This is a genomic window from Bradyrhizobium sp. AZCC 1610, assembly GCF_036924515.1.
Classification (GTDB): domain Bacteria; phylum Pseudomonadota; class Alphaproteobacteria; order Rhizobiales; family Xanthobacteraceae; genus Bradyrhizobium.
Genome location: NZ_JAZHRR010000001.1, coordinates 4565436 through 4586609, shown reverse-complemented (window position 1 = coordinate 4586609; position 21174 = coordinate 4565436). Strand labels below are relative to the sequence as shown.

Here is a 21174-nt window from a genome sequence, read left to right as displayed (position 1 = left end):
GATGGGTGGCACGGGCGTCATTGATCGATTTCTGGAAACTTTTACCCGCTATATCGACTCTGGTTTTGGGTTGCTTGGTAACGAAGTCGCCTTCCTCGCGACTACGCTCGCCGCGATCGACGTCACGCTGGCCGCCCTGTTCTGGGCTTGGGGTACTGATGAAGACATCATCGCCCGCCTTGTGAAGAAGACGCTGTTCGTTGGCGTCTTCGCGTACCTGATCGGCAATTGGAACAATCTCGCCCGCGTCGTTTTCGAGAGCTTTGCCGGTCTCGGCCTCAAGACCTCTGGCACGGGACTGTCCTCGGCCGAATTCCTGCGCCCGGGGCGGATCGCACAGGTCGGTATCGATGCCGGGCGGCCGATCCTGGACTCGATCTCGGGATTGATGGGCTATGTCAGCTTCTTCGAGAATTTCGTTCAGATCGTAGTGTTGCTGTTCGCCTGGGTGATCGTGCTGCTCGCTTTCTTCATTTTGGCAATCCAGCTCTTTGTCACCCTGATTGAATTCAAGCTGACGACGCTCGCTGGCTTCGTCCTGATCCCCTTTGGGCTATTCGGCAAGACGGCCTTCGCCGCCGAACGCGTGCTCGGCAACGTCATCTCGTCTGGCGTCAAGGTCATGGTGCTCGCCGTCATCGTCGGCATCGGCTCGACGCTGTTTTCGCAGTTTACCGCAGGCTCTAGCGGTGCACAGATCGGCATTGAAGATGCCATGGCCCTGGTGCTCGCAGCATTAGCGCTGCTGGGTCTGGGAGTCTTTGGACCCGGCATCGCCAACAGCATCGTATCCGGCGGCCCCCAGCTTGGCGCAGGAGCCGCCGTCGGCACGGGGTTAGCTGCTGGCGGAGTCGTGTTGGCCGGAGCGGGTCTTGCTGCAGGCAGCGCTGGTGCACTCGCGGGAGCCGCACGTGGAACTGCGACGCTAGCGGGCAGTGCGAGCGGTGCGTTTCGGGCGATCGGTGTGTCCGGCGCGTCCGCCATGACGAGCCCGCTTCGTCGCGCTGCGGCAAGTCCAGTTGGCAGCTCGGCATCAACCGGCGGCGCTGCGGCCGGTGAAGGCGGCGCAGCCCAGCCCCCTGCGAGTGCTTCATCTGCGAACACCCAGCCCAGTTGGGCCAGCCGCTTGAAGAGCATGAAGACCATGCGTCATGGGGCGTCCGCCGCCACCAACGCAGTCCGTTCTGCCGATCAGGATGGAGGCGGCGCCTCCGTCGATCTCTCGGAAGGAAAGCAGTGATGTTCAAGCGACCGTCCGTTCACTATGGCCGCACGCCTACGCCTGTGACGCCCTATCAGAAGGCGGCCCAAGTTTGGGACGACCGCATCGGTTCGGCGCGCGTGCAGGCGAGAAACTGGCGGCTGATGGCTTTCGGTTCGCTGATCCTGTCGGCAGGGCTCGCATCCGGTCTTGTCTGGCAGTCGACCCAAGGCACCGTTACGCCCTGGGTCGTTGAGGTCGATCGTCTCGGCCAGGCGCAGAGCGTCAGCCCAGCCAATCCATTCTATCAGCCGACCGATCCGCAGATCGCCTTCCATTTGGCACGCTTCATCGAAGACGTGCGTGGACTTCCAGCCGACGCTGTCGTGCTGCGTCAGGACTGGCTGCGTGCCTATGACTTTACAACGGACCGCGGTGCCGCGGCCCTCAATAACCACGCTCGCGTCAACGATCCCTTTGCCAAGCTCGGCAAGCTGCAGATTGCGGTCGAAATATCGAGTGTCATCCGCGCCTCGCCGGAGAGCTTTCGCGTCGCCTGGGTCGAGCGCCGCTATGAAAACGGTCAGCTTGCCGCTACCGAACGCTGGACCGCCATCCTCACCCTCGTGATCGAAACCCCGCGTGATGCCGATCGCCTGCGTAAGAATCCGCTCGGGGTCTATGTCAATGCCATCAACTGGTCGAAGGAGGTCGGGCAGTGAACGAGCCGACAATCAAAATCGCTAGCCGACGTATGGGCAAGATCATGTGCCCCGTGCTGTTTGCTTGCCTAGTTGCACTCAGTGGCTGTACCACCTTCAAGCCACCGCAGATCAGCTACGATGCCGATATCCCGCCGCCCGCCAGTCCATCAATATTAGCGGAAGGGCGTCCACGGTCGCAGCACGTTCCACCGTCCTGGACGCCAGCCAAAGGAGGAAAGAAAGGGGTGGCGGAGGCGAAAGAGCCTGTCGCCCGGATCGAGACTGCCAATGATGCCGCACGCGTCGAGCCCCGGAAGGAGGGCTACTTCAACGCGGTGCAGGTATTTCCGTTCAGTCCCGGCGCCCTCTATCAGATTTATGCCGCTCCTGGACAGATCACCGATATCGCGCTCGAGCCTGGTGAGCAGCTCACGGGTTCAGGTCCGGTATCGGCCGGCGACACCGTGCGCTGGGTTGTCGGCGACACCGAAAGTGGAAGTGGCGACACCAGACGCGTCCATATCATGGTCAAGCCGACACGGTCCTCGATCGAGACCAATCTCGTGGTCAACACTGACCGGCGCACCTATCTGATTGAGCTACGATCGCGTGAGAAGCCCTATATGCCCTCGGTGGCCTGGTTCTATCCCGAGGATCGGATGGCGCGCGCAGAGGCCGTTCCGCCGACGCCAGTTCTTCCCGAGCCTTCTCAGCGGCGCTATCGCTATACCATTGAGGGCGATGATCCGCCCTGGCGGCCGGTCGGTGCCTATGACGACGGTCGCAAGGTCTATGTGGAATTCTCTCCTGGCATAGTTCAGGGCGAGATGCCGCCGCTATTCGTCATCGGTCCGGATGGCAAGCCTGAAATCGTCAATTACCGAACCTATCGTAATGTGCTGATTGTCGATCGGCTATTTGCCGCGGCTGAGCTGCGGCTTGGTGGCGATGCCCAGCAAAAAGTTCGGATCGTTAGAAGCGACCGGAGGTCTTAATGACCAGCACCGAAGCGAATAGTGCCGGCAGCCCTCATTCGACCGCGCCGAAGACATCTGAGGAAATTGCTCGCTCTTTGCGCCTCCGCCCAGAACGCCCGCCTATTAAGCGTCTGTCGCGTAAGATTTTGGCTAGCGGGACAGCATTGGCGCTCCTTATGGTCCTTGCAGCCGTCCTCTGGGCCTTGCAGAACAATCGTACACGCCGGTCTGCTTCCGAAGAACTCTACAGCACTGATCACCACAATGTGGCCGATGGCTTGGCCGGACTGCCGCGCGACTATACGGGTATTCCGCGCGACGTGCCTCGCCTTGGACCGCCATTGCCCGGCGATCTCGGTCGTCCAATCGTTGCGGCTCAAGCGCAGGCAGGTCCGCTAGCGGTCGATGCCGAGCAGCAGCGAATGAACCAGGAAAGCGAGGCCGCGCGCATCAGCAAGGTCTTTGCGTCAACGAATGCTCGACCACCCGCGGCAATCACTCCCGCTGAGACCACCTCGAATGCTGTGGCATCGCCCGATGAGGCCTATGCTCAGAACGGACAAGATCGCAAGCTCGCGTTCATCAATGCCTCGATAGATCGCCGGACCACGAGCCCCGATCGTGTGACGAAGCCGGCTTCGCCTTACGTCGTGCAGGCCGGGTCCGTGATCCCCGCTGCGCTTATTACGGGGCTTCGCTCCGATCTGCCGGGTCAAATCACCGCGCAGGTGACGGAGAACATCTATGACACGCCGACGGGACGCTCGCTGCTAATCGCCCAAGGAGCGCGGCTGATCGGAATCTACGACAGCCAGGTTGCCTTCGGCCAGTCGCGCGTCCTCTTGGTCTGGACACGCCTCATCATGCCGAATGGCCGATCGATCATCCTTGAGCGCCAGCCGGCTGCCGACGCCGGGGGATATTCGGGGCTGCAGGACGAGGTCGATCATCATTGGGGCGAGCTGTTCAAGGCGGGGCTGCTGTCAACCTTGCTCAGCGTCGGGGCGGAGCTCGGCTCCGATGCCGGCAACAGTGACAGTGGTGTCCTCCAGGCGCTTCGCCGTGGGGCAGGGGACTCTTTCAACCAGACCGGCCAACAGATCGTTCGGCGTAACCTCAACATGCAGCCTACGCTGACAATCCGGCCGGGTTTCCCGGTGCGGGTAATCGTCAATCGCGATCTGGTCCTTGAACCATACAGAGTGTGAGAAAAGAAAGGGCCAAGCCGAAGCTCGGCGCCGTTGCCGATGACAATCCTGTCAAGCCTACTGTGAATTTGCCAGCAAATGTTTATCGGGACCTCGTCGCTTACACCGACCTGCTTGCTCGTGAGACTGGCAGCCAACCTCGGATCCAGCAAAACTGGTTGCGCCGATGCTTGGCGCGGTTCAAGGCGACCGATTAAGCTTTTGCGAAAGCAAGAGTCAGCCTGCAGAAGGCAAGGGAAAGCGTTCGCTCAACAGTTTGAAGAAATTTGCGAGCGCTGGATTGTCGTTATCCTTGCGCCAGTGTGCTGAATAGTGAACTTGGCTTGGCCCCGTGCCGTCACGTACCTCTCGATATGTGAGGCCAGCAAAATTGACGCCGATGTCGGATTCGGCCACGAGGCTAACACCGAAGCCTATAGTGATGAGAGTCTTGATGATGCCTCTGCTGGCGTCATGGCGTTCGATTTTGGGGCGGTCTACTGTCGAAACGAGTTTTGCTATCAAGAGATCTTCGAGTTCTCGCCCCGGATCATACTGGCTGAGAAGAACTGTCTCATTCCGCAGGTCGGTCCAATAGATCGACTTCTTTGTAGCGAGTTGATGACCCTCCGGCAGGGCAACTAAAATGCGTTCGCTCCACAGCGGCAAAGCCTTACTATTAAAGAGCGGCCCCGCATCCCTAGCTATGACAACGTCAATTGCGCCGTTGCGTAGGGCGGTCACGAGACGCATCCGGGATCTCTCAACCATGCGAAGCTCGACTTTCGGGCACCGCTGCCTGAAATCCACCAAGGTGGCACGCAAGTTGCCGGCTGACAGAGACGTATAAAAACCCACAGTTAGCCGACCAGCCTCTCCGCGGCCGTCGTAGCGCGCTGACGTAACGAGCGCATCCATTTGTTCGAGTATCGATCGCGCTGTTCGAAGAAAGTTTCGTCCGGCAGTCGTCGCGCATATGCCGCCGCTCGATCGCTCGAACACGGTCACGCCGAGGGATTCTTCCAATTGGCGAATGCAGCGACTTAGCGTCGACTGCTGCATGAGAAGGGCCTCGGCAGCTCGGCGAAAGCTGCCATATTCCGCAGAAACCACTGCGTATCGGAGGTGCTGGAGAGCGACAGTCGATGATCTATTGTGAAGAGACAGGTACTTGTATTCTGGTTCGTGAATCATCTCGATCGTCTGATGCTTTTGAACGGGCAGGAGCACCGACAAGATACTCAGAATCGGGTGATTTTCAGCGGCTGGTTGTGTTATTTCGTGGGCGTTGTTATTCGCGACAATGATCGCCGACCGCTGGTGGCGCAGAGTGCGAGCGCGCTCTGCCACGCACTGCCAAGCCATACGGCGCTCAGAACCTCTTGGATTCAACCATCCGCGAGCATCTGGGAGCAGTGATGAAATATGAAAGCTGAGCAGTGATGGGCACGACTTTAGGACCAGGTTGATAGGCCGCATCCGCGACGAGCGCACGCAACTTTCCTTCGACTACGCAAAGGAAAGAGAGTATGACACCGGCAGGAATTTAGGAAAGAGGTCGCCAAACCAGGCGGCCTTACGTGTCCGTCATCAACATTAGGCCCCAGCCCATGGTCGCCAACCCGGGTATGGCCATGAGGGACGGCTGGCGGCAAAGGCTCTCAACCATCGAGCAGATGGGACCGCCGGACCATCCATTGCCGTGAGCCTAGTCCGATGAAAATGATCGAAAGCGTGGCGAGGGCCACAGCTGTGACGATCGCGGAAAATACCGAGGGTACGCATGGTCGGCACTCGAAAAATGACTTACCAGAAAATATTGGAATGGAACCTGAGCTGAATTCTGTTGGGAACAAGACGGTTCTATAACCAGTCACGGTCAACACCGAGGCAGCCCTTATGCGCGGTTATTCCTGGACTTTGCGCGTTCGGCGGCTTCACGCCACCGTCGAACAACTTCGGCAACGATGATGTATGTGCCGACAATCAACAGAATGGCTTCGATCATGATTTGTCCCGCCGAGGTAGTGCCGCTGGTACACTACGATCTCTATGTGTGGTTGCCAAGGCGGGTGTCTACACTAAAAACGGGTTCCGAGGACGAAGTCCCTGAGGGGTCGGTGATCCGTTCCTATCGTGAATTAGAGCAGGGCAAACACGGACAACACTCCGATTGACCACTCAATTATGGCCAAAGACCATTGTTCTTATTGATCTTTTTGGGCGCTAGGTTCATAGGGCTTCGTACGAAGCGGGCTGTAGACATGATAGCCTACTGACGGTCGCGGCCGTCGACGAGCGTTACCCCACATTCGCCTTCAGTCCGGCGGCTTCGATGCCGGCGACCGCGCAAGCCTCGTCGTTATCAGACGTATCGCCGCTGACACCAACCGCCCCAAGTAACGTAGGGCCGTTCATGATCAGCACGCCGCCGGGCACCGGCACAAGGCGGCCTTGCGCCAGCGCGTTCATGGCGCTGACGAAGTAGGCCTGCTCCTGGGCGCGCTGGAACAACGCCCGCGATCCCATGCCCATCGCGAGCGCGCCATAGGCCTTGCCGTGCGCGATTTCGGCCCGCATCAGGCTGGTGCCATCCTGCGCCGCCGTGACCTTCACGCAGCCGCGGGCATCCAGAATGGTGATGACCAGCGGCTTCAGTTTCTTCTCGACGCCCTTGGCAAGGGCGGCATCGAGAATCTTGCGAGCGACGTCGAGGGTAAGTTCGGCCATAAATAGGTTCCTTTGCGATTGAGTAGGGATTAATGGTTGGGCCGCGCGCTGTCGAGGCTCATCGCGAGCACTCGGGCGACGTGCAGTGCTGCACGGTTCGTGCCGTCCTTGATCTGGTGCCGGCACGAGGTGCCGTCGGCAACGATCAGCGTGGTAGCGTCGGCGCGGCGTACTGCCGGCAGCAGCGACAGCTCGGCCATTTCCATCGAGGCTTGATAGGTGTCGGCGCCATAGCCGAACGCACCGGCCATGCCGCAGCAACTTGATTCGATGGTTTCGACACCGAGATCGGGAACAAGGCGAAGTATTTTTTCGACCGGCTTGAAGGCGCCGAATGATTTTTGATGGCAGTGGCCGTGAACAAGCGCTTTTGCCTGGATAGCGCCGAGTGGCAGCTTGAGGCGGCCGGCCTCCGCCTCGCGAACCAGAAATTCCTCGAACAGCAATGCATGCGCGCTGACGCTCTTGGCGTCATTGTCCGACCGGAGCGAGAGCAGTTCGTCGCGAAGCGTCAACAGACAGCTCGGCTCCAATCCGACGATCGCCACGCCGCGCGCCGCGAACGGCGCGTAGGTCGCGACCAGCCTGTCCAGTTCGCTGCGCGCCTGTTCGACCAGACCGGCCGAGAGGAATGTCCGCCCGCAACACAGCGGACGGGCGCGGCCCATGGGTCTTGGAACATGCACGCGATATCCGCCTTCAACCAAAACACGCAAGGCTGCGTCGAGATTCTCACGCTCATAAATGCGGTTGAAGGTGTCGGCGAACAGCACGACCTCATGGCCGTCTGCGGGGCCAAATACCTCGGCGTCGGCCTTGAACACATCGCGGCGGAACGCGGGCAGGGCGCGCTTCGCACTGATGCCGGCAAGTTTCTCGAACAGCGCACGCAGCAATGGACTGTTGTTGCGGAAGTTGGCGAGCGGGGCGAAGCGGGACGCCAGATCAGCATAGCGCGGCAGATAGCCGACCAGCCGGTCGCGCAGGGAAAGCCCGTGCTTTGCCGCGCGTGCGGCCAGCACCTCGATCTTCATCTTGGCCATGTCGACGCCGGTCGGGCATTCATGGCGGCAGGCCTTGCAGGAGACGCAGAGTTTCAGCGTATCCATCATTTCATCTGAGGCCAGTGCATCCGGGCCCAACTGCCCCGAAATCGCAAGCCGCAGCGTGTTGGCGCGGCCTCGCGTGACGTCCTTCTCGTTGCGCGTCGCGCGATAGGACGGGCACATCACGCCGCCCTCGAGTTTTCGGCAGGCGCCGTTGTTGTTGCACATCTCGACCGCGCCCTGAAAGCCGCCGCCGGCGCCGGGATAGGCCGACCAGTCGAGCGCGGTCTTCAGCTCACCTATGCGATAGTCCGGCCGATAACGAAACAACGAACGATCGTCCATTTTTGCAGGATCGACGATCTTGCCGGGATTGAGCTGATTGTCCGGATCGAAGCGTTGCTTGACCTCCCGGAAATCGGCCACGATGCGGGAGCCGAACATCGCTTCGTGAAACTCGGAGCGAACCAGCCCATCGCCATGCTCGCCGGAGTGCGAGCCCTTGTATTCGCGCACCATCTCGAAGGTCTCTTCGGCGATGGCCCGCATCGCCTTGACGTCCTTTTCGAGCTTCAAATTGAGGACGGGGCGCACGTGCAGGCAGCCTTCGGAGGCATGCGCATACATGGTGCCGCGGGTGCCGTGCCTGGCGAAGATGGCGTTGAGCCGTTCGGTATAGTCGGCGAGATGCGGCAGCGGCACCGCGCAATCCTCGACAAAGGAGACCGGCTTGCCCTCCTGCTTCATCGACATCATCACGTTGAGGCCGGCGGCGCGGAAATCGGCGATCCCGGTTTGCAGTGCGGGCTCGGTGATCTCGACCACGCCGCCCCATTTGCGTTGCGGCTTGTCCCAGCCAAAGCCGAGATCGGCCATCAGTTCGCCGAGCTGTTTGAGGCGATGCAGATTTTCAGCCTGATCTTCCTCCGCGAACTCCACGACCAGCACCGCATCGGGATCGCCGCGCACGGCGGTCGCGATGATCGGCTGGAACATCGCGATGTCGCGGCCGAGCGCAATCATGGTGCGGTCGACCAATTCCACCGCGATCGGACGCAGCTTCACCAGATGCTGCGCCGCATCCATCGCCTCGTAAAAACTGCCGAAATGGCAGACGCCCAGCACCTTGTTTCGGATCACAGGCCACAGCTTGAGCTCGACCTGCGTGGTGAACGCCAGCGTGCCTTCGGAGCCGACCAGAAGATGCGCCATGTTGTTCGGCGCATTGCGCGGCACCAGCGCATCGAGGTTGTAGCCGCCGACGCGGCGCTGCACTTTTGGAAATCGCTCCGATATCTCCGCGGCCTCGCGCTCGCCGAGATCGAGCATGTCCCGGAACAGCGCGAGCCCGCTCTGGGGCGAGTTCACTCGCGCCAGATCCCGCGGCACCTCGCCGAAATGCAAGAGCGTGCCGTCGGTCAGCGCCGCGTCCATGGACAGCGTGTTGTCACGCATGGTGCCGTAGCGCAGCGAACGGCCGCCGCAGGAATTGTTGCCGGCCATGCCGCCGATGGTGGCGCGCGAGGCGGTGGAGACGTCGACCGGAAACCAGAGTCCGTGCTTTTTGAGCTGGCGATTTAAATCGTCGAGCACGATACCGGGCTCGACCACGCAAATGCGGTTTGCGACGTCGAGCGAAAGCACCCGGTTCAGGTGTTTGGAAAAGTCGACGACGATTCCCTCGTTGACGGTCTGGCCGCATTGCGAGGTGCCGCCGCCGCGCGGGGTGACGATCACGCCGTCGCTCCGGCAAATGGCGAGCGCCCTGAGGGCTTCGTCCATGCTGCGGGGTACCACGACGCCCGCCGGCATGATCTGGTAGAACGAGGCGTCGGTGGCATAGCGGCCGCGGTTGAAGGCATCGAAGAACACGTCGCCGGTCATGTTTGACCGCAGGCGTCGCTCAAGCGTTGAGGCGTTTTTCATCCCAAATCCAAAGTGATCCAAGAGGGCTGTTGCAACCCCTCAACGGGATTATGCACTTTTTTAAGGACGAGTTACATTATGAATTCATAATCGGCAAGCTAGCTGACCGCGGTCGCAGCTGCGCCCCGTGCCACGGCCAGATGTTCAATGGCTGCGGCTCGCTTGTTGCGCAAGTGCTGGAACAGGATGTCGCTCAGCTCGCTTGCGGCGCGGCGGCGCAGCGCATCCAGGATCGCTTCGTGCTCGCGCATGGCCTCGCCCCAGCGCTGCCGCTTGCGCGCGAAATTGGCGGAATAGCGGACCCGGCGAATCCGGCCGGCAAAACTGGCGTAGGCCGCGCGCAGGGTCTCGCTGCGTGCGGCAGCAACGATGCTCTCGTGGATGCGCTGGTTGACCTGAAAATAGCCGTGCATGTCGCTATTGAGGTAGTGGCCGTACATCTCATAGTGCAGCCGCTCGATCGCGGCGATTTCCTCGTCCGTGATGGCCTCGCAGGCAAGGCGTCCGGCGAGGCTTTCCAGGCCGGCCATTACGTCGAAAAGCTCCTCCAGATCCCGCGCACTAAGCTGGCGCACGCGTGCGCCGCGGTTGGGCAGGAGTTCGATCAAGCCCTCCGCAGCCAGCACCTTGAGCGCCTCGCGCAGCGGCGTCCTGGAGATTCCAAACATCTCGCAGAGCTGCCGTTCCGGAACACGTGCACCCTCTGGAATGTTGCCTTCGACGACGTAATCGCGAAGCCGCAGCAGGATTTCCCCGTGCAGCGAGGCCTCCTCGCGGTCGGACTGGGCAATCGGCACCCCGGCTTCGGGAATCGTGGATTTCATTTGCATAACAGTAGTTTGCGGAATCTGCGACGTCGACGATCTAAATCGAATACCAAAAATGAGTTGAAAAGGCAAAAAATGAATGCAAAATAGCTCAAGGCGCTTTTTTGGGAGGTTGTCATGCGGCAAGGACGGCATTTTCTGCAGATTCCAGGGCCGAGCCCGGTCCCGGATCGGGTTCTTCGCGCGATGGACATGCCCGTGATCGATCACCGCAGCGCCCAGTTCGCCGAGCTCGGGCGGGCGGTGCTGGAGGGCAGCCAGAGGATTTTCCAGACCGCTGGACCGGTGTTGATCTTCCCGTCGTCCGGGACGGGCGCCTGGGAGGCGGCGATCGTCAATACACTTTCGCCCGGCGACAAGGTCGTGATGGTCGAGACCGGCCACTTTGCGACCCTGTGGCGCCAGATGGCGGGCCGCTTCGGGATCGAGGTCGATTTCATTGCCGGCGATTGGCGTCGCGGCGCCGACCCCGCCCAGATCGAGGCCAGGCTCGCAGAGGATGCCGCACACGCGATCAAGGCGGTGATGGTCGTCCATAACGAGACGTCGACCGGCGCCACAAGCCGTATCGCCGACATCCGCGCCGCGATCGACCGGACCGGACATCCCGCTCTGTTGATGGTCGACACCATCTCCTCGCTCGGGTCGGTCGACTACCGACATGACGAATGGAAGGTCGATGTCAGCGTCAGTTGTTCGCAAAAGGGTTTCATGCTGCCGCCCGGCCTCGGCTTCAACGCGATCTCGGAGAAGGCCCGAGCCGCCGCCCGAACCAACCGGATGCCGCGCTCCTACTTCGACTGGGAGGAGATGCTGAAGCCGAACGCGAAGGGCTTCTTCCCGTATACGCCGGCGACAAACCTGCTCTACGGGCTGCGCGAGGCGATCGCGATGCTGCTGGAAGAGGGGCTCGACAATGTGTTCGCGCGTCACCTGCGGCTCGCTGCAGCGACGCGTGCCGCGGTCAATCACTGGGGGCTGGAGGTGCTGTGCCAGGAACGCGCAGGAGTATTCGCCCGTGCTGACCGCCGTGCTGATGCCGCCGGGGCACGACGCCGATCAATTCCGTCAGGTCGTGCTCGACAACTACAACATGTCGCTCGGCTCAGGCCTGTCGAAAGTCGCGGGCAAGGTGTTTCGCATCGGCCATCTCGGCGAATGCAACGAGCTCACGCTGCTCGGTGCGTTGACCGGCGTGGAGATGGGCTTGTCGGTCGCCGGCGTTCCGCACCGCTCCGGAGGCGTCGATGCCGCGATGACGTATCTGGAGCAGCGTCCGCAAGGCAATTCCCCGGCGCATCTCAAGGTCGTCGGCAGCTAGCCGGCAGCTCGCGCCTGCCCGGCGGGGGCCGCTCCAGCCCTGCTCCTTATGCATTGACGTGCTGCGTCCGGCGGGCGACAAGCCCGCCAAATGGTGATATTCGAGCGGCTCGAAACGCCAAGACAAGACGCCAAGGCAAGACCGGGAAGGACGCCCATGACCGTGCATACTGGAAGGCATTTTCTGCAGATTCCGGGACCGACCAACGTGCCGGACCGGGTGCTGCGCGCGATGGACATGCCGACCATGGACCACCGGGGCCCCGAGTTCGCCGAGGTCGGCCACGCTGTGCTGGACGCCATGCAGCGGGTGTTTCGCACCAGGCAGCCGGTGATCATCTACCCGTCCTCCGGCACCGGCGCCTGGGAGGCAGCCCTCGTCAATACGCTGCAGCCCGGTGACAAGGTGCTGATGGCGGAGACCGGGCAGTTTGCCGTGCTGTGGCGCGGCATCGCCGAGAAGTTCAAGATCGAGGTGGATTTCCTGCCGGGTGACTGGCGTCACGGCGCCGACCTTGAGCAGATCGAGGTGCGGCTGTCGGCCGACAAGGCGCACAAGATCAAGGCCGTGTGTGTGGTTCACAACGAGACCTCGACCGGCTGCGTCACGCATCCGCTGGACGTCCGCAAAATTCTCGACCGCATCAACCATCCCGCGCTGTTGATGGTCGATACCATCTCCGGTCTGGGATCGCTGGAATATGAGCACGATGCCTGGGGCATCGACGTGTCGGTCGCCGGATCGCAGAAGGGCCTGATGCTGCCGCCGGGTCTCGGCTTCAACGCCATCTCGGAAAAGGCGCTTGCCGTGGCGAAAGCGAACCCCGCGATGCGCTCCTATTGGGACTGGCAGGAAGTCATCGCCATCAACAAGGCGGGCACCTGGCCCTACACGCCGGCGACCAATTTGCTGTTCGGGTTGCGCGAAGCGGTCAAGATGCTCGAGGAGGAGGGGTTGGAAAACGTCTTCGCCCGGCACAAGCGCCACAGCGCTGCGACGCGCGCAGCCGCCAAGGTGTGGGGCCTGGAAACGCAATGCCAGGAGCAGGGCGCACATTCGCCTGCGCTGACCGGCGTCGTCATGCCGGAAGGCCATGACGCCGACAATTTCCGCAAGGTGGTGCTGGAAAATTTCGACATGTCGCTCGGCACCGGCCTGAACAAGATCAAGGGCAAGGCGTTCCGGATCGGTCATATCGGACACTTCAACGATCTGATGCTGATGGGCACGCTGTCGGGCGTCGAGATGGGCCTCGATCTCGCCAAGGTACCGCACCGCGGTGGCGGCGTGCTGGCGGCGATGGAAGTGCTCAAGGGACGCGATATCGTGCCGATGCCGAAGGCTGCCGTCGCCTGAGATCGTTTGACCGAAACAAAAACAGAGAGAGCTGCGATGAACGCTCCGGTAGCTTCGACCGAAGACCTGATTTATTCCGTTGAGGACGGCATCGCCCGGCTGACATTCAACCGTCCGCAGGCGCGCAATGCGCTGACCTTTGCCATGTACGAGCAAATGGCGGCGATCTGCGAGACCGTCAACAATGATCGCTCGATCAAGGCGATGATCCTGACCGGCGCCGGCGACAAGGCGTTCGCGTCGGGCACCGACATCTCGCAGTTCCGCGCCTTCAAGACCGCGCAGGATGCGCTCGACTACGAGGCGCGGATCGATCGCGTGCTCGGCGCGCTCGAGGCATGCCGGGTGCCGACGATCGCGGCGATTGCCGGCGCCTGCACCGGCGGCGGCGCCGGGATCGCGGCTTGCTGCGACATCCGTATCGGCACCGAGACCACGCGGATGGGCTTTCCGATCGCGCGCACGCTCGGCAATTGCCTGTCGATGTCGAATATCTCCAGGCTGGTTTCGCTGGTCGGCCCCGCACGGACCAAGGACCTGATCTTCAAGGCGCGGCTGGTCGAGGCGCCGGAAGCGCTGGCGCTTGGGCTGCTCAACGAAGTGGTGCCTGATGTCGCGACGTTGCAGCGCCGCGCCGACGAAACCGCGAAGCTCGTTGCCAGCCAGGCGCCGATCACGCTCGAAGTCACCAAGGAAGCGGTGCGCCGCATCCGGCGGACGCTGACGCGCGACGAAGGCGAAGACCTGATCCTGCGCGCCTATATGAGCGAGGATTTCCGCGAGGGAATGGACGCGTTCCTCAACAAGCGCTCGCCGAACTGGAAGGGTAAGTAGCCGAACGGGGCAATAAGCGATCAAACCTGCCCCTTCCGCTATGGCTTGGCAGCCTTTCTTGCCAGTTCCATACCCAGATCGAGCGCCGCGATACCTATTCTGTCTGACGGGGTGGTGCGGCAACGTTGATCCATCCACGCAATGATCGCGTCAAAGTCGCCGCCACCAACCATGTCCCGTTCACCGCTGATGTTCAGGCCGCTGATGAACCCAACCAGCCAGGATTCAAAGCTTCCTTTGACGACCGCATTCTTCTTGCGGTTGGTCCAAGCCATGCAGGTTTGAGAGCCCGCGCCGATTATTGAGGAACCGGCGTCCGCGGCGGTGGCAAGACAAGCCAGGAGCAAACCCACCGCGAACGCTTTCATGCTTTTTCGCCGAGCGTCATTCTTCGGATCGTAGCGCAATGGGACGGCTACTTCTTGAGACAAAGACCAATGGCCGGACCGCTGCCGCACTTGGCGCCGTCGGGTGCACCGCCAGACGGACAGAACACCGACACCAGGTTTTCATTTGCATCGCAGCTGACTTCGCCGTTGGCCTGAACCGACCTGATGGAAACGCCAGCCGGTCCGGGATCGCCCTTTGCGCCGGGCGCGCCCTGCGGTCCTTGTGGCCCTTGGGGACCCTGTTGCCCTTGAGGGCCGGGCACGCCTTGCAAGCCCTGTGCGCCCTGCGGCCCGGCTGGTCCTTGTGGGCCGGTATCCCCTTTCGGTCCTGGATCCCGCCCGCACCCCGCGAGGGTCAGCGCCGCACCCATGAGGGCGGTCATCACAATCCTTCTCATTCAGCGTCTCCTCCTGATGCTTCTTGTAGCGTGCATTAATTAAATGGGCTCACTCGCCGCCGCACAACGGAATTCGGCTGTTCGTAGCCGCAGGCTCTCCTGCCGGAAGGACTTGCACCTCATGCGAAAGTTATAGGCGGCACATTGCGGTGCAGCTTGAACTCTCGTCGGTTCGCTCGCAAGATGTGGCAAGCAACCAGCCAAGTCTGATTTTACAAAGCCTTGCAAATACATAGGGATGAAGCTCGTGGGACAGATGCTGAAAGCTGCGGCCGCCTTGACGGCCATGATCGCAAGCACCCCGGCGCTTGCCGCTTGGGAGCCGACCAAACCGGTTGAAATCGTGGTCGCAGCCGGCGCGGGCGGTGCGTCCGACCAGATGGCGCGTATGATGCAGGCGGCCATTCAGAAGAACAATCTGATGAAGCAGCCGATGGTTGTATCGCTCAAGGGCGGGGCGTCGGGTGCCGAGGCGCTGATGTACATGAAGTCCAGCGACGGCGACGCCAACAAGGTCCTGATCGCCTATTCGCTGATCTACATGCTGCCGCTGTCGGCGAAGATTCCCTTCAACTGGCGTGACCTGACGCCGGTGTCGGTAGTTGCGATGGATCAATTCGTGCTGTGGGACAATGCCGACGGACCGAAGACGGTGAAGGACTTCATCACGGCCGCCAGGGCTGCAAGCTCGCCGTTCAAGATGGGCGGCACCGGCTCCAAGCGCGAGGATCACGTGTTGACCGTGTTCATGGAGCAGAAGACCGGCGCGAAATTCTCCTATCTGCCATACAAGTCCGGCGGCGAGGCGGCGACGCAACTGGTCGGCAAGCACACCGAAGCCAACGTCAACAACCCTTCCGAGAATCTGGAAGTCTGGCGCGCCGGCCAGGTCCGTGCGCTGTGCGTGTTCGACAAGGAACGCATCGCCTACAAGACCAAGGTCACCGAAACGCAGTCGTGGAACGACATCCCGACCTGCAAGGAGGAGGGCCTCGACGTGCAGTATCTGATGCTGCGCGCGATGTTCCTGCCCGGCAAGGTGACGCCGGAACAGCAGGCGTTCTATGTCGACCTGTTCCAGAAGGTGACGCAGACTTCGGAGTACAAGGACTATATGGAGAAGCAGGCGCTGAAGCCGATCTTCCTCACCGGCAAGGACATGCTGAAGTTCCTCGAGGAGGACGACAAGCTCAACGCCTCGCTGATGAACGAAGCGGGCTTCGTCGCGAAGTAACGCGTTAGAGCTTCGGTTTAAGACCGAAGCTCTAGATTCTTGTTTTGGCGCGTTTTCTTGACGCGAAGCAGTATCCACTTCGCTCGAAAACGCTAAAGTGATTGTCACTCGTCCGCGTGGCCGTATCCGGCCATGCGGAGGCGAACCTTCTCGATCTCCGCACTTGACAGCAATGGCGGCGTGCCGATCTGCAGGCAGCCGTGATACTGGCGCGCCAGCGTCTCGACCTCGACCGCCAGCCACATCGCCTTCGGCAGCGACGGCCCCACCGCGATCATGCCGTGATGCGCCAGCAGGCAGGCCTGTCGGCCTTCCAGCGCACGTACGGCATGTTCGGAAAGCTCCTGGGTGCCGAAGGTCGCGTACGGTGCGCAACGGATGGTGTCGCCCCCGGCGACGGCGACCATGTAGTGCACCGGCGGAATCTCCATGCCCATGATCGCCAGCATGGTCGAATAGGGCGGATGGGCGTGGACGATCGCCTGCACCTCCGACCGGGCCTTGAGGATGTCGCGGTGAAACCTCCACTCGCTCGATGGGTGCTGGGCGGGATCGTGGTTGCCGTCGAGATGCATATAGACGATCTGCTCGGGCTTCATCGCCTCGTAGGGCGTGCTGGTCGGCGTGATCAGCATGCCATCGCCGTGGCGCTGGCTGATATTTCCCGACGTCCCCTGATTGATGCCGAGCGCATTCATGCGCAGGCAGGCATCGATGATGGATTGGCGTTTTTCCCTGTCCTTCGTGGTCGGCATTGTGAGACCCCTTGCAACCGCGCGACAATGCTTGATTATTGCGCCGCAGTATAGTCGAACATCTTGCGTGAAATCCTGACTGGGAGAAGTCATGACGCGTGCCGTGCTTGGCATCATCGGCGGATCCGGCGTCTACGACCTGCCGGGGCTGGAGGACGTCCGCGAGGAGGCCATCGAGAGCCCCTGGGGCGAGCCGTCCGCAGCCCTGACGCGCGGTGTCATCGCCGGGCTGCCGATCGTGTTTTTGCCGCGGCACGGCAAGGGCCACGTGCTGTCGCCCTCGGACATCAACTACCGCGCCAACATTGACGTGCTGAAGCGGGCAGGGGTCACCGACCTGGTCTCGCTCTCGGCCTGCGGTTCGTTCAGGGAGGAGCTGCCGCCGGGCACGTTCGTGCTGGTCGATCAGTTCGTCGACCGCACCTACAAGCGCGAGAGCTCGTTTTTCGGCAAGGGCTGCGTGGCTCACGTCTCGATGGCCCATCCGGTGTCGCCACGCCTGCACGTGCACCTCGTGGCAGCCGCCAAGGCTGAAGGCATCGAAGCGGTACAGGGCGGAACCTATGTCTGCATGGAGGGGCCGCAATTCTCCAGCCTGGCGGAGAGCCTGACCTACAAGGCGCAGGGCTATTCGGTGATCGGCATGACCAACATGCCCGAGGCCAAACTCGCCCGTGAGGCCGAGATCTGCTACGCCAGCGTGGCCATGGTCACCGATTTCGATTGCTGGCATCCTCATCACGACGCGGTCACCGTGCAGGACATCATTCGCGTGCTGAACTCGAATGCCGGCAAGGCCAAGGCGCTCGTTGCGCGTCTCGCCGGGGATTTTCCACGCGAGCACGAGCCGTGTCCTGTTGGATCGGACAAGGTGCTGGATACGGCCCTGATCACCGCGCCGGAAGCGCGCGATCCCAGGTTGCTCGCCAAGCTCGATGCGGTGGCGGGGAGGGTGCTGAGCTCATGAAGGTCGACGGCCGGCATTTTCGCAGCATCTGGCTCGAGGACGACGGCTGGACGGTCGGCGCGATCGACCAGCGCCGGCTGCCGCATGAATTTGTGGTCGCGCGTGTCGCAAGCGCCGCTGATGCGACCGAGGCCATCCGCTCCATGCTGGTGCGCGGCGCGCCGCTGATCGGCGCCACGGCCGCTTACGGCATGGCGCTCGCCATGCGCGCCGATGCTTCCGATGCGGCGCTCGACCGCGCCTATGCCATGCTGCTGGCGGCGCGGCCGACGGCGATCAACCTGAAATGGGCGCTCGACGAGATGCAACGATTGCTTCGGCCGCTGCCGGCGTCGGAGCGCGCTGCGGCGGCCTACAAGCGCGCCGGCGAAATCGCCGAAGAGGACGTCGCGATCAACCAGGGGATCGGCCGGCATGGTCTGGCGCTGATCGAACAGATCGCGGCGAGGAAGGGGCCCGGCGAGCCCGTCAATGTCCTGACCCATTGCAACGCCGGCTGGCTCGCGACGGTCGACTGGGGCACGGCGACGGCGCCGATCTATCTCGCACACGATCGCGGCCTGAACGTTCATGTCTGGGTCGACGAGACCCGGCCGCGCAATCAGGGCGCCTCGCTCACCGCCTGGGAACTTGGCCACCACGGCGTGCCGCATACGGTGATCGCTGATAACACCGGCGGCCATCTGATGCAGCACCGGATGGTCGATCTCGCGATCGTCGGTACCGACCGGGTGGCCGCCAATGGCGATGTCTGCAACAAGATCGGGACCTACCTGAAGGCGCTCGCCGCCCACGACAATGGCGTGCCGTTCTATGTTGCACTGCCGTCGCCCACCATCGACTTTAGCATCGATGACGGCATCAGGCAGATTCCGATCGAGCAGCGCAGCGCCGACGAAGTGGCGACCATGACCGGCCGCACCGCCGATGGACGCGTCGAAACCGTGCGCGTGGTTCCCGAGGGCTCGCCTGTGGCCAACTACGCCTTCGACGTCACACCGGCGCGGCTGGTGACGGGATTGATCACCGAACGCGGCCTGCTCCGCCCAGAGCGTGCTGCACTTGCGAGCGCATTCCCGGAGCGCAGCGCGGGACATTGACGTCAGCGACACCGGCACGTATCCCCGTTCAGGTCTGTCGTATCAGGGTTCACTGTCTCCATGTCCAATACCGACATCGAAATCGTCGTTGAGGATCCGACCGCACCCGAAGCCAATTCGCCTGCGGTGACGAGCGTTCGCGCGATCGACATCGTCGTCTGCCTCCTGTTGCTCGCGCTCGCAACGACGCTCGGGTACGACAACTGGCGTACGGGAGCCGGCTGGGAATCGACCGGCCCGCAGTCCGGGTACTTTCCGTTTTATCTCTCGGTGATCCTCGGCGGCGGCAGCCTTTATGGACTGGTCGCCGCGTTCCTGTCGCGGAAGGAGGCTTCCGAGGTCTTCGTGACGCGGGCGCAGCTTCGCCGCGTGATGGCGGTGTTCGTGCCGACCGTGCTGTTCTGCCTCGGCATGCAGTTCCTCGGTCTCTATGTCGCGAGCTTCCTGCTGATCGCCGGTTTCATGCGCATGGTCGGCAAGATCGCGCTGTGGAAATCGCTGCTCACCGCCTTGGTGTTCACCGCCGTGATGTTCGTGACCTTCGACATCACCTTCGACGTCATCATGCCAAAGGGCCCGCTCGAAGCGGCGCTCGGCCGCTAACACAGGTCGGTGGGACTCACGCCATGGAAGCCTTGTAATGGAAGCCTTGGGCCTCTTGATGCACGGCTTCGCCGTGCTGCTGACCTGGAAGACGCTGCTGCTGATGATGCTCGGGCTGGTGCTGGGCATTTTCGTCGGCGTGCTGCCCGGCCTCGGCGGTCCCAACGGCGTGGCGATCCTGCTGCCGCTGACCTTCACGATGGATCCGACCTCGGCCATCGTGATGCTGTCCTGCATCTACTGGGGCGCGCTGTTTGGCGGTGCCATCACCTCGATCCTGTTCAACATTCCCGGTGAGGCCTGGTCGGTCGCGACCACCTTCGATGGCTATCCGATGGCGCAGCAGGGCAGGGCGGCGGAAGCGCTGACCGCGGCGTTCACCTCGTCGTTCATCGGCTCGCTCGTCGCGGTGATGCTGATCACCTTCCTGGCGCCGATGATCTCCTCCTTCGCGCTGAAATTCGGCCCGCCCGAATTCTTCGCGGTCTATCTGCTGACCTTCTGCTCGTTCGTCGGCCTCGGCCGCGAGGCCAAGCACAAGACGGTGATTTCGATGTCGCTCGGCCTCTTGCTCGCCGGCATCGGCATGGACACCGTGTCCGGCCAGTTGCGCATGACCTTCGGCTCGGCAGAGCTGTTGCGCGGCGTCAACTTCCTCGTCGCCGTGATCGGCCTGTTCGGCATCAGCGAAATCCTGCTCACCATGGAAGAACGCCTCGCACTGCGCGGCCACGCCGCCGGCATCTCGCTGCGCGTGGTGTTGTCGGTCTGGAAGGACCTGCCGAAATACTGGGTGACGCTGTTTCGTTCCTCGTTCATCGGCTGCTGGCTCGGCATCACGCCGGGCGGCGCGATCGCCGCGTCCTTTATGGGCTACAATCTCGCCAAGCGCTTCTCCAAGGACCAGGACAGTTTTGGCAAGGGCCGCATCGAGGGCGTGTTCGCGCCCGAGACTGCGGCGCATGCCTCCGGCACCGCAGCGCTGCTGCCGATGCTGGCGCTCGGCATTCCCGGCTCCGGCACCGCGGCGATCCTGCTCGGCGGCTTGATGGTGTGGGGCCTCAACCCCGGTCCGCTGCTTTTTGTCGAGCACAAGGATTTCGTCTGGGGCCTGATCGCCTCGATGTATCTCGGCAATGTCGTCGGCCTGGTGCTGGTGCTGACGACGGTGCCGATCTTTGCCTCGATCCTGCGCGTGCCGTTCGCAGCGGTCGCGCCGATGATCGTGGTGTCTTGCGCGATCGGCGCCTACGCGATCCAGAATGCGATGTTCGACATCTGGCTGATGCTGGGCTTTGGCGTTGTCGGCTATGCCTTTAAAAAAATCGGCATTCCGCTCGCGCCGTTCACGCTGGCGCTCGTGCTCGGCAACCGCGCCGAGGACGCGTTCCGCCTGTCGATGATCGGCGCCGGCGGCGATCTGAAGGTGTTCTGGTCGAACGGCCTGGTCGGCTCGATCACCACGCTTGCGATTGTGCTGTTGTTCTGGCCTGTCATCGACTGGGCGTTCGGCAGCGTCACGCGCATGCTGCGGCCGGCGAAGGCGTAGCGGCAAGCGGTCTGCGAAGCTATCCAGACCCATCGACGTAAACCAGGTCGTCATCCTCCGCGCATGCGGG

The 21174-nt window shown here is 62.2% G+C and carries 18 protein-coding genes and 1 pseudogene; 13 read left to right on the top strand and 6 right to left on the bottom strand.

Annotated features, from left to right (window positions below):
• Window position 1 precedes the first annotated feature (1 nt).
• The 5 genes from trbL to V1279_RS22695 are packed head-to-tail and all read left to right on the top strand — an operon-like array spanning window position 2 to window position 4287.
• Window positions 2-1240 (top strand): P-type conjugative transfer protein TrbL, encoded by a 1239-nt coding sequence (gene trbL / locus V1279_RS22715; protein ID WP_334446531.1) that lies wholly within the window; start codon window positions 2-4, stop codon window positions 1238-1240.
• On the top strand, window positions 1240-1923 hold the full coding sequence (gene trbF / locus V1279_RS22710) for a conjugal transfer protein TrbF (protein ID WP_334440389.1): 684 nt from the start codon (window positions 1240-1242) through the stop codon (window positions 1921-1923). The genes trbL and trbF overlap by 1 nt, the downstream gene beginning before the upstream one ends.
• Before the next feature lie 32 nt (window positions 1924-1955).
• Entirely contained in the window at window positions 1956-2900 is a 945-nt protein-coding gene (trbG, locus tag V1279_RS22705; protein WP_334446529.1) for a P-type conjugative transfer protein TrbG, read from the top strand.
• Window positions 2900-4090, top strand: coding sequence for a TrbI/VirB10 family protein (locus V1279_RS22700; RefSeq protein WP_334440386.1), 1191 nt, complete (start codon window positions 2900-2902; stop codon window positions 4088-4090). The genes trbG and V1279_RS22700 overlap by 1 nt, the downstream gene beginning before the upstream one ends.
• The gene (locus V1279_RS22695; RefSeq protein WP_334440384.1) at window positions 4087-4287 is read left to right on the top strand and encodes a DUF2274 domain-containing protein; all 201 of its coding nucleotides are present in this window, start codon (window positions 4087-4089) and stop codon (window positions 4285-4287) included. The genes V1279_RS22700 and V1279_RS22695 overlap by 4 nt, the downstream gene beginning before the upstream one ends.
• Window positions 4288-4306: 19 nt before the next feature.
• Here the strand turns inward: V1279_RS22695 and V1279_RS22690 are convergent, their stop codons facing one another.
• The 4 genes from V1279_RS22690 to V1279_RS22675 form a co-directional block, all read right to left on the bottom strand.
• Window positions 4307-5434 (bottom strand): LysR family transcriptional regulator, encoded by a 1128-nt coding sequence (locus tag V1279_RS22690; RefSeq protein ID WP_334440381.1) that lies wholly within the window; start codon window positions 5432-5434, stop codon window positions 4307-4309.
• 936 nt (window positions 5435-6370) lie between these two features.
• Window positions 6371-6799, bottom strand: coding sequence for a GlcG/HbpS family heme-binding protein (locus V1279_RS22685; RefSeq protein WP_334440379.1), 429 nt, complete (start codon window positions 6797-6799; stop codon window positions 6371-6373).
• Between the two features lie 29 nt (window positions 6800-6828).
• Window positions 6829-9771: an FAD-binding and (Fe-S)-binding domain-containing protein gene (locus tag V1279_RS22680; RefSeq protein ID WP_334440377.1), complete on the bottom strand. Its 2943-nt coding sequence runs from the start codon at window positions 9769-9771 to the stop codon at window positions 6829-6831.
• 98 nt (window positions 9772-9869) lie between these two features.
• On the bottom strand, window positions 9870-10595 hold the full coding sequence (locus V1279_RS22675; RefSeq protein ID WP_334446528.1) for a GntR family transcriptional regulator: 726 nt from the start codon (window positions 10593-10595) through the stop codon (window positions 9870-9872).
• A 120-nt stretch (window positions 10596-10715) separates the two neighbouring features.
• Between V1279_RS22675 and V1279_RS22670 the strand changes: the two are divergent.
• The 3 genes and pseudogenes from V1279_RS22670 (at window position 10716) to V1279_RS22660 (ending at window position 14109) form a co-directional block, all read left to right on the top strand.
• A pseudogene (locus V1279_RS22670) lies at window positions 10716-11919 on the top strand (pyridoxal-phosphate-dependent aminotransferase family protein).
• Between the two features lie 156 nt (window positions 11920-12075).
• Complete coding sequence (locus V1279_RS22665) at window positions 12076-13275, top strand: pyridoxal-phosphate-dependent aminotransferase family protein (protein WP_334440374.1); 1200 nt, start codon at window positions 12076-12078, stop codon at window positions 13273-13275.
• A 36-nt stretch (window positions 13276-13311) separates the two neighbouring features.
• A complete protein-coding gene (locus tag V1279_RS22660) occupies window positions 13312-14109 on the top strand; it encodes an enoyl-CoA hydratase/isomerase family protein (protein ID WP_334440371.1) in 798 nt (265 codons plus the stop codon).
• 38 nt (window positions 14110-14147) lie between these two features.
• Here the strand turns inward: V1279_RS22660 and V1279_RS22655 are convergent, their stop codons facing one another.
• Window positions 14148-14477, bottom strand: coding sequence for a hypothetical protein (locus tag V1279_RS22655; protein WP_334440369.1), 330 nt, complete (start codon window positions 14475-14477; stop codon window positions 14148-14150).
• Between the two features lie 675 nt (window positions 14478-15152).
• Here V1279_RS22655 and V1279_RS22650 point away from each other — a divergent pair.
• A complete protein-coding gene (locus tag V1279_RS22650) occupies window positions 15153-16130 on the top strand; it encodes a Bug family tripartite tricarboxylate transporter substrate binding protein (RefSeq protein WP_442894904.1) in 978 nt (325 codons plus the stop codon).
• Window positions 16131-16234: 104 nt separating this feature from the next.
• Here the strand turns inward: V1279_RS22650 and V1279_RS22645 are convergent, their stop codons facing one another.
• A complete protein-coding gene (locus V1279_RS22645; protein WP_334440364.1) occupies window positions 16235-16885 on the bottom strand; it encodes a class II aldolase/adducin family protein in 651 nt (216 codons plus the stop codon).
• 91 nt (window positions 16886-16976) lie between these two features.
• Between V1279_RS22645 and V1279_RS22640 the strand changes: the two genes are divergently transcribed.
• Genes V1279_RS22640 through V1279_RS22625 form a run of 4 tightly spaced genes read left to right on the top strand, consistent with a single transcriptional unit; the run spans window position 16977 to window position 21104 of the window.
• Complete coding sequence (locus V1279_RS22640) at window positions 16977-17852, top strand: S-methyl-5'-thioadenosine phosphorylase (protein ID WP_334440361.1); 876 nt, start codon at window positions 16977-16979, stop codon at window positions 17850-17852.
• Window positions 17849-18952: an S-methyl-5-thioribose-1-phosphate isomerase gene (gene mtnA, locus V1279_RS22635; RefSeq protein WP_334440359.1), complete on the top strand. Its 1104-nt coding sequence runs from the start codon at window positions 17849-17851 to the stop codon at window positions 18950-18952. Before V1279_RS22640 ends, mtnA begins: the two co-directional genes overlap by 4 nt.
• A 60-nt stretch (window positions 18953-19012) precedes the next feature.
• Complete coding sequence (locus V1279_RS22630; RefSeq protein ID WP_334440357.1) at window positions 19013-19555, top strand: tripartite tricarboxylate transporter TctB family protein; 543 nt, start codon at window positions 19013-19015, stop codon at window positions 19553-19555.
• A 37-nt stretch (window positions 19556-19592) separates the two neighbouring features.
• The gene (locus tag V1279_RS22625) at window positions 19593-21104 is read left to right on the top strand and encodes a tripartite tricarboxylate transporter permease (protein ID WP_334440354.1); all 1512 of its coding nucleotides are present in this window, start codon (window positions 19593-19595) and stop codon (window positions 21102-21104) included.
• Window positions 21105-21174 lie beyond the last annotated feature (70 nt).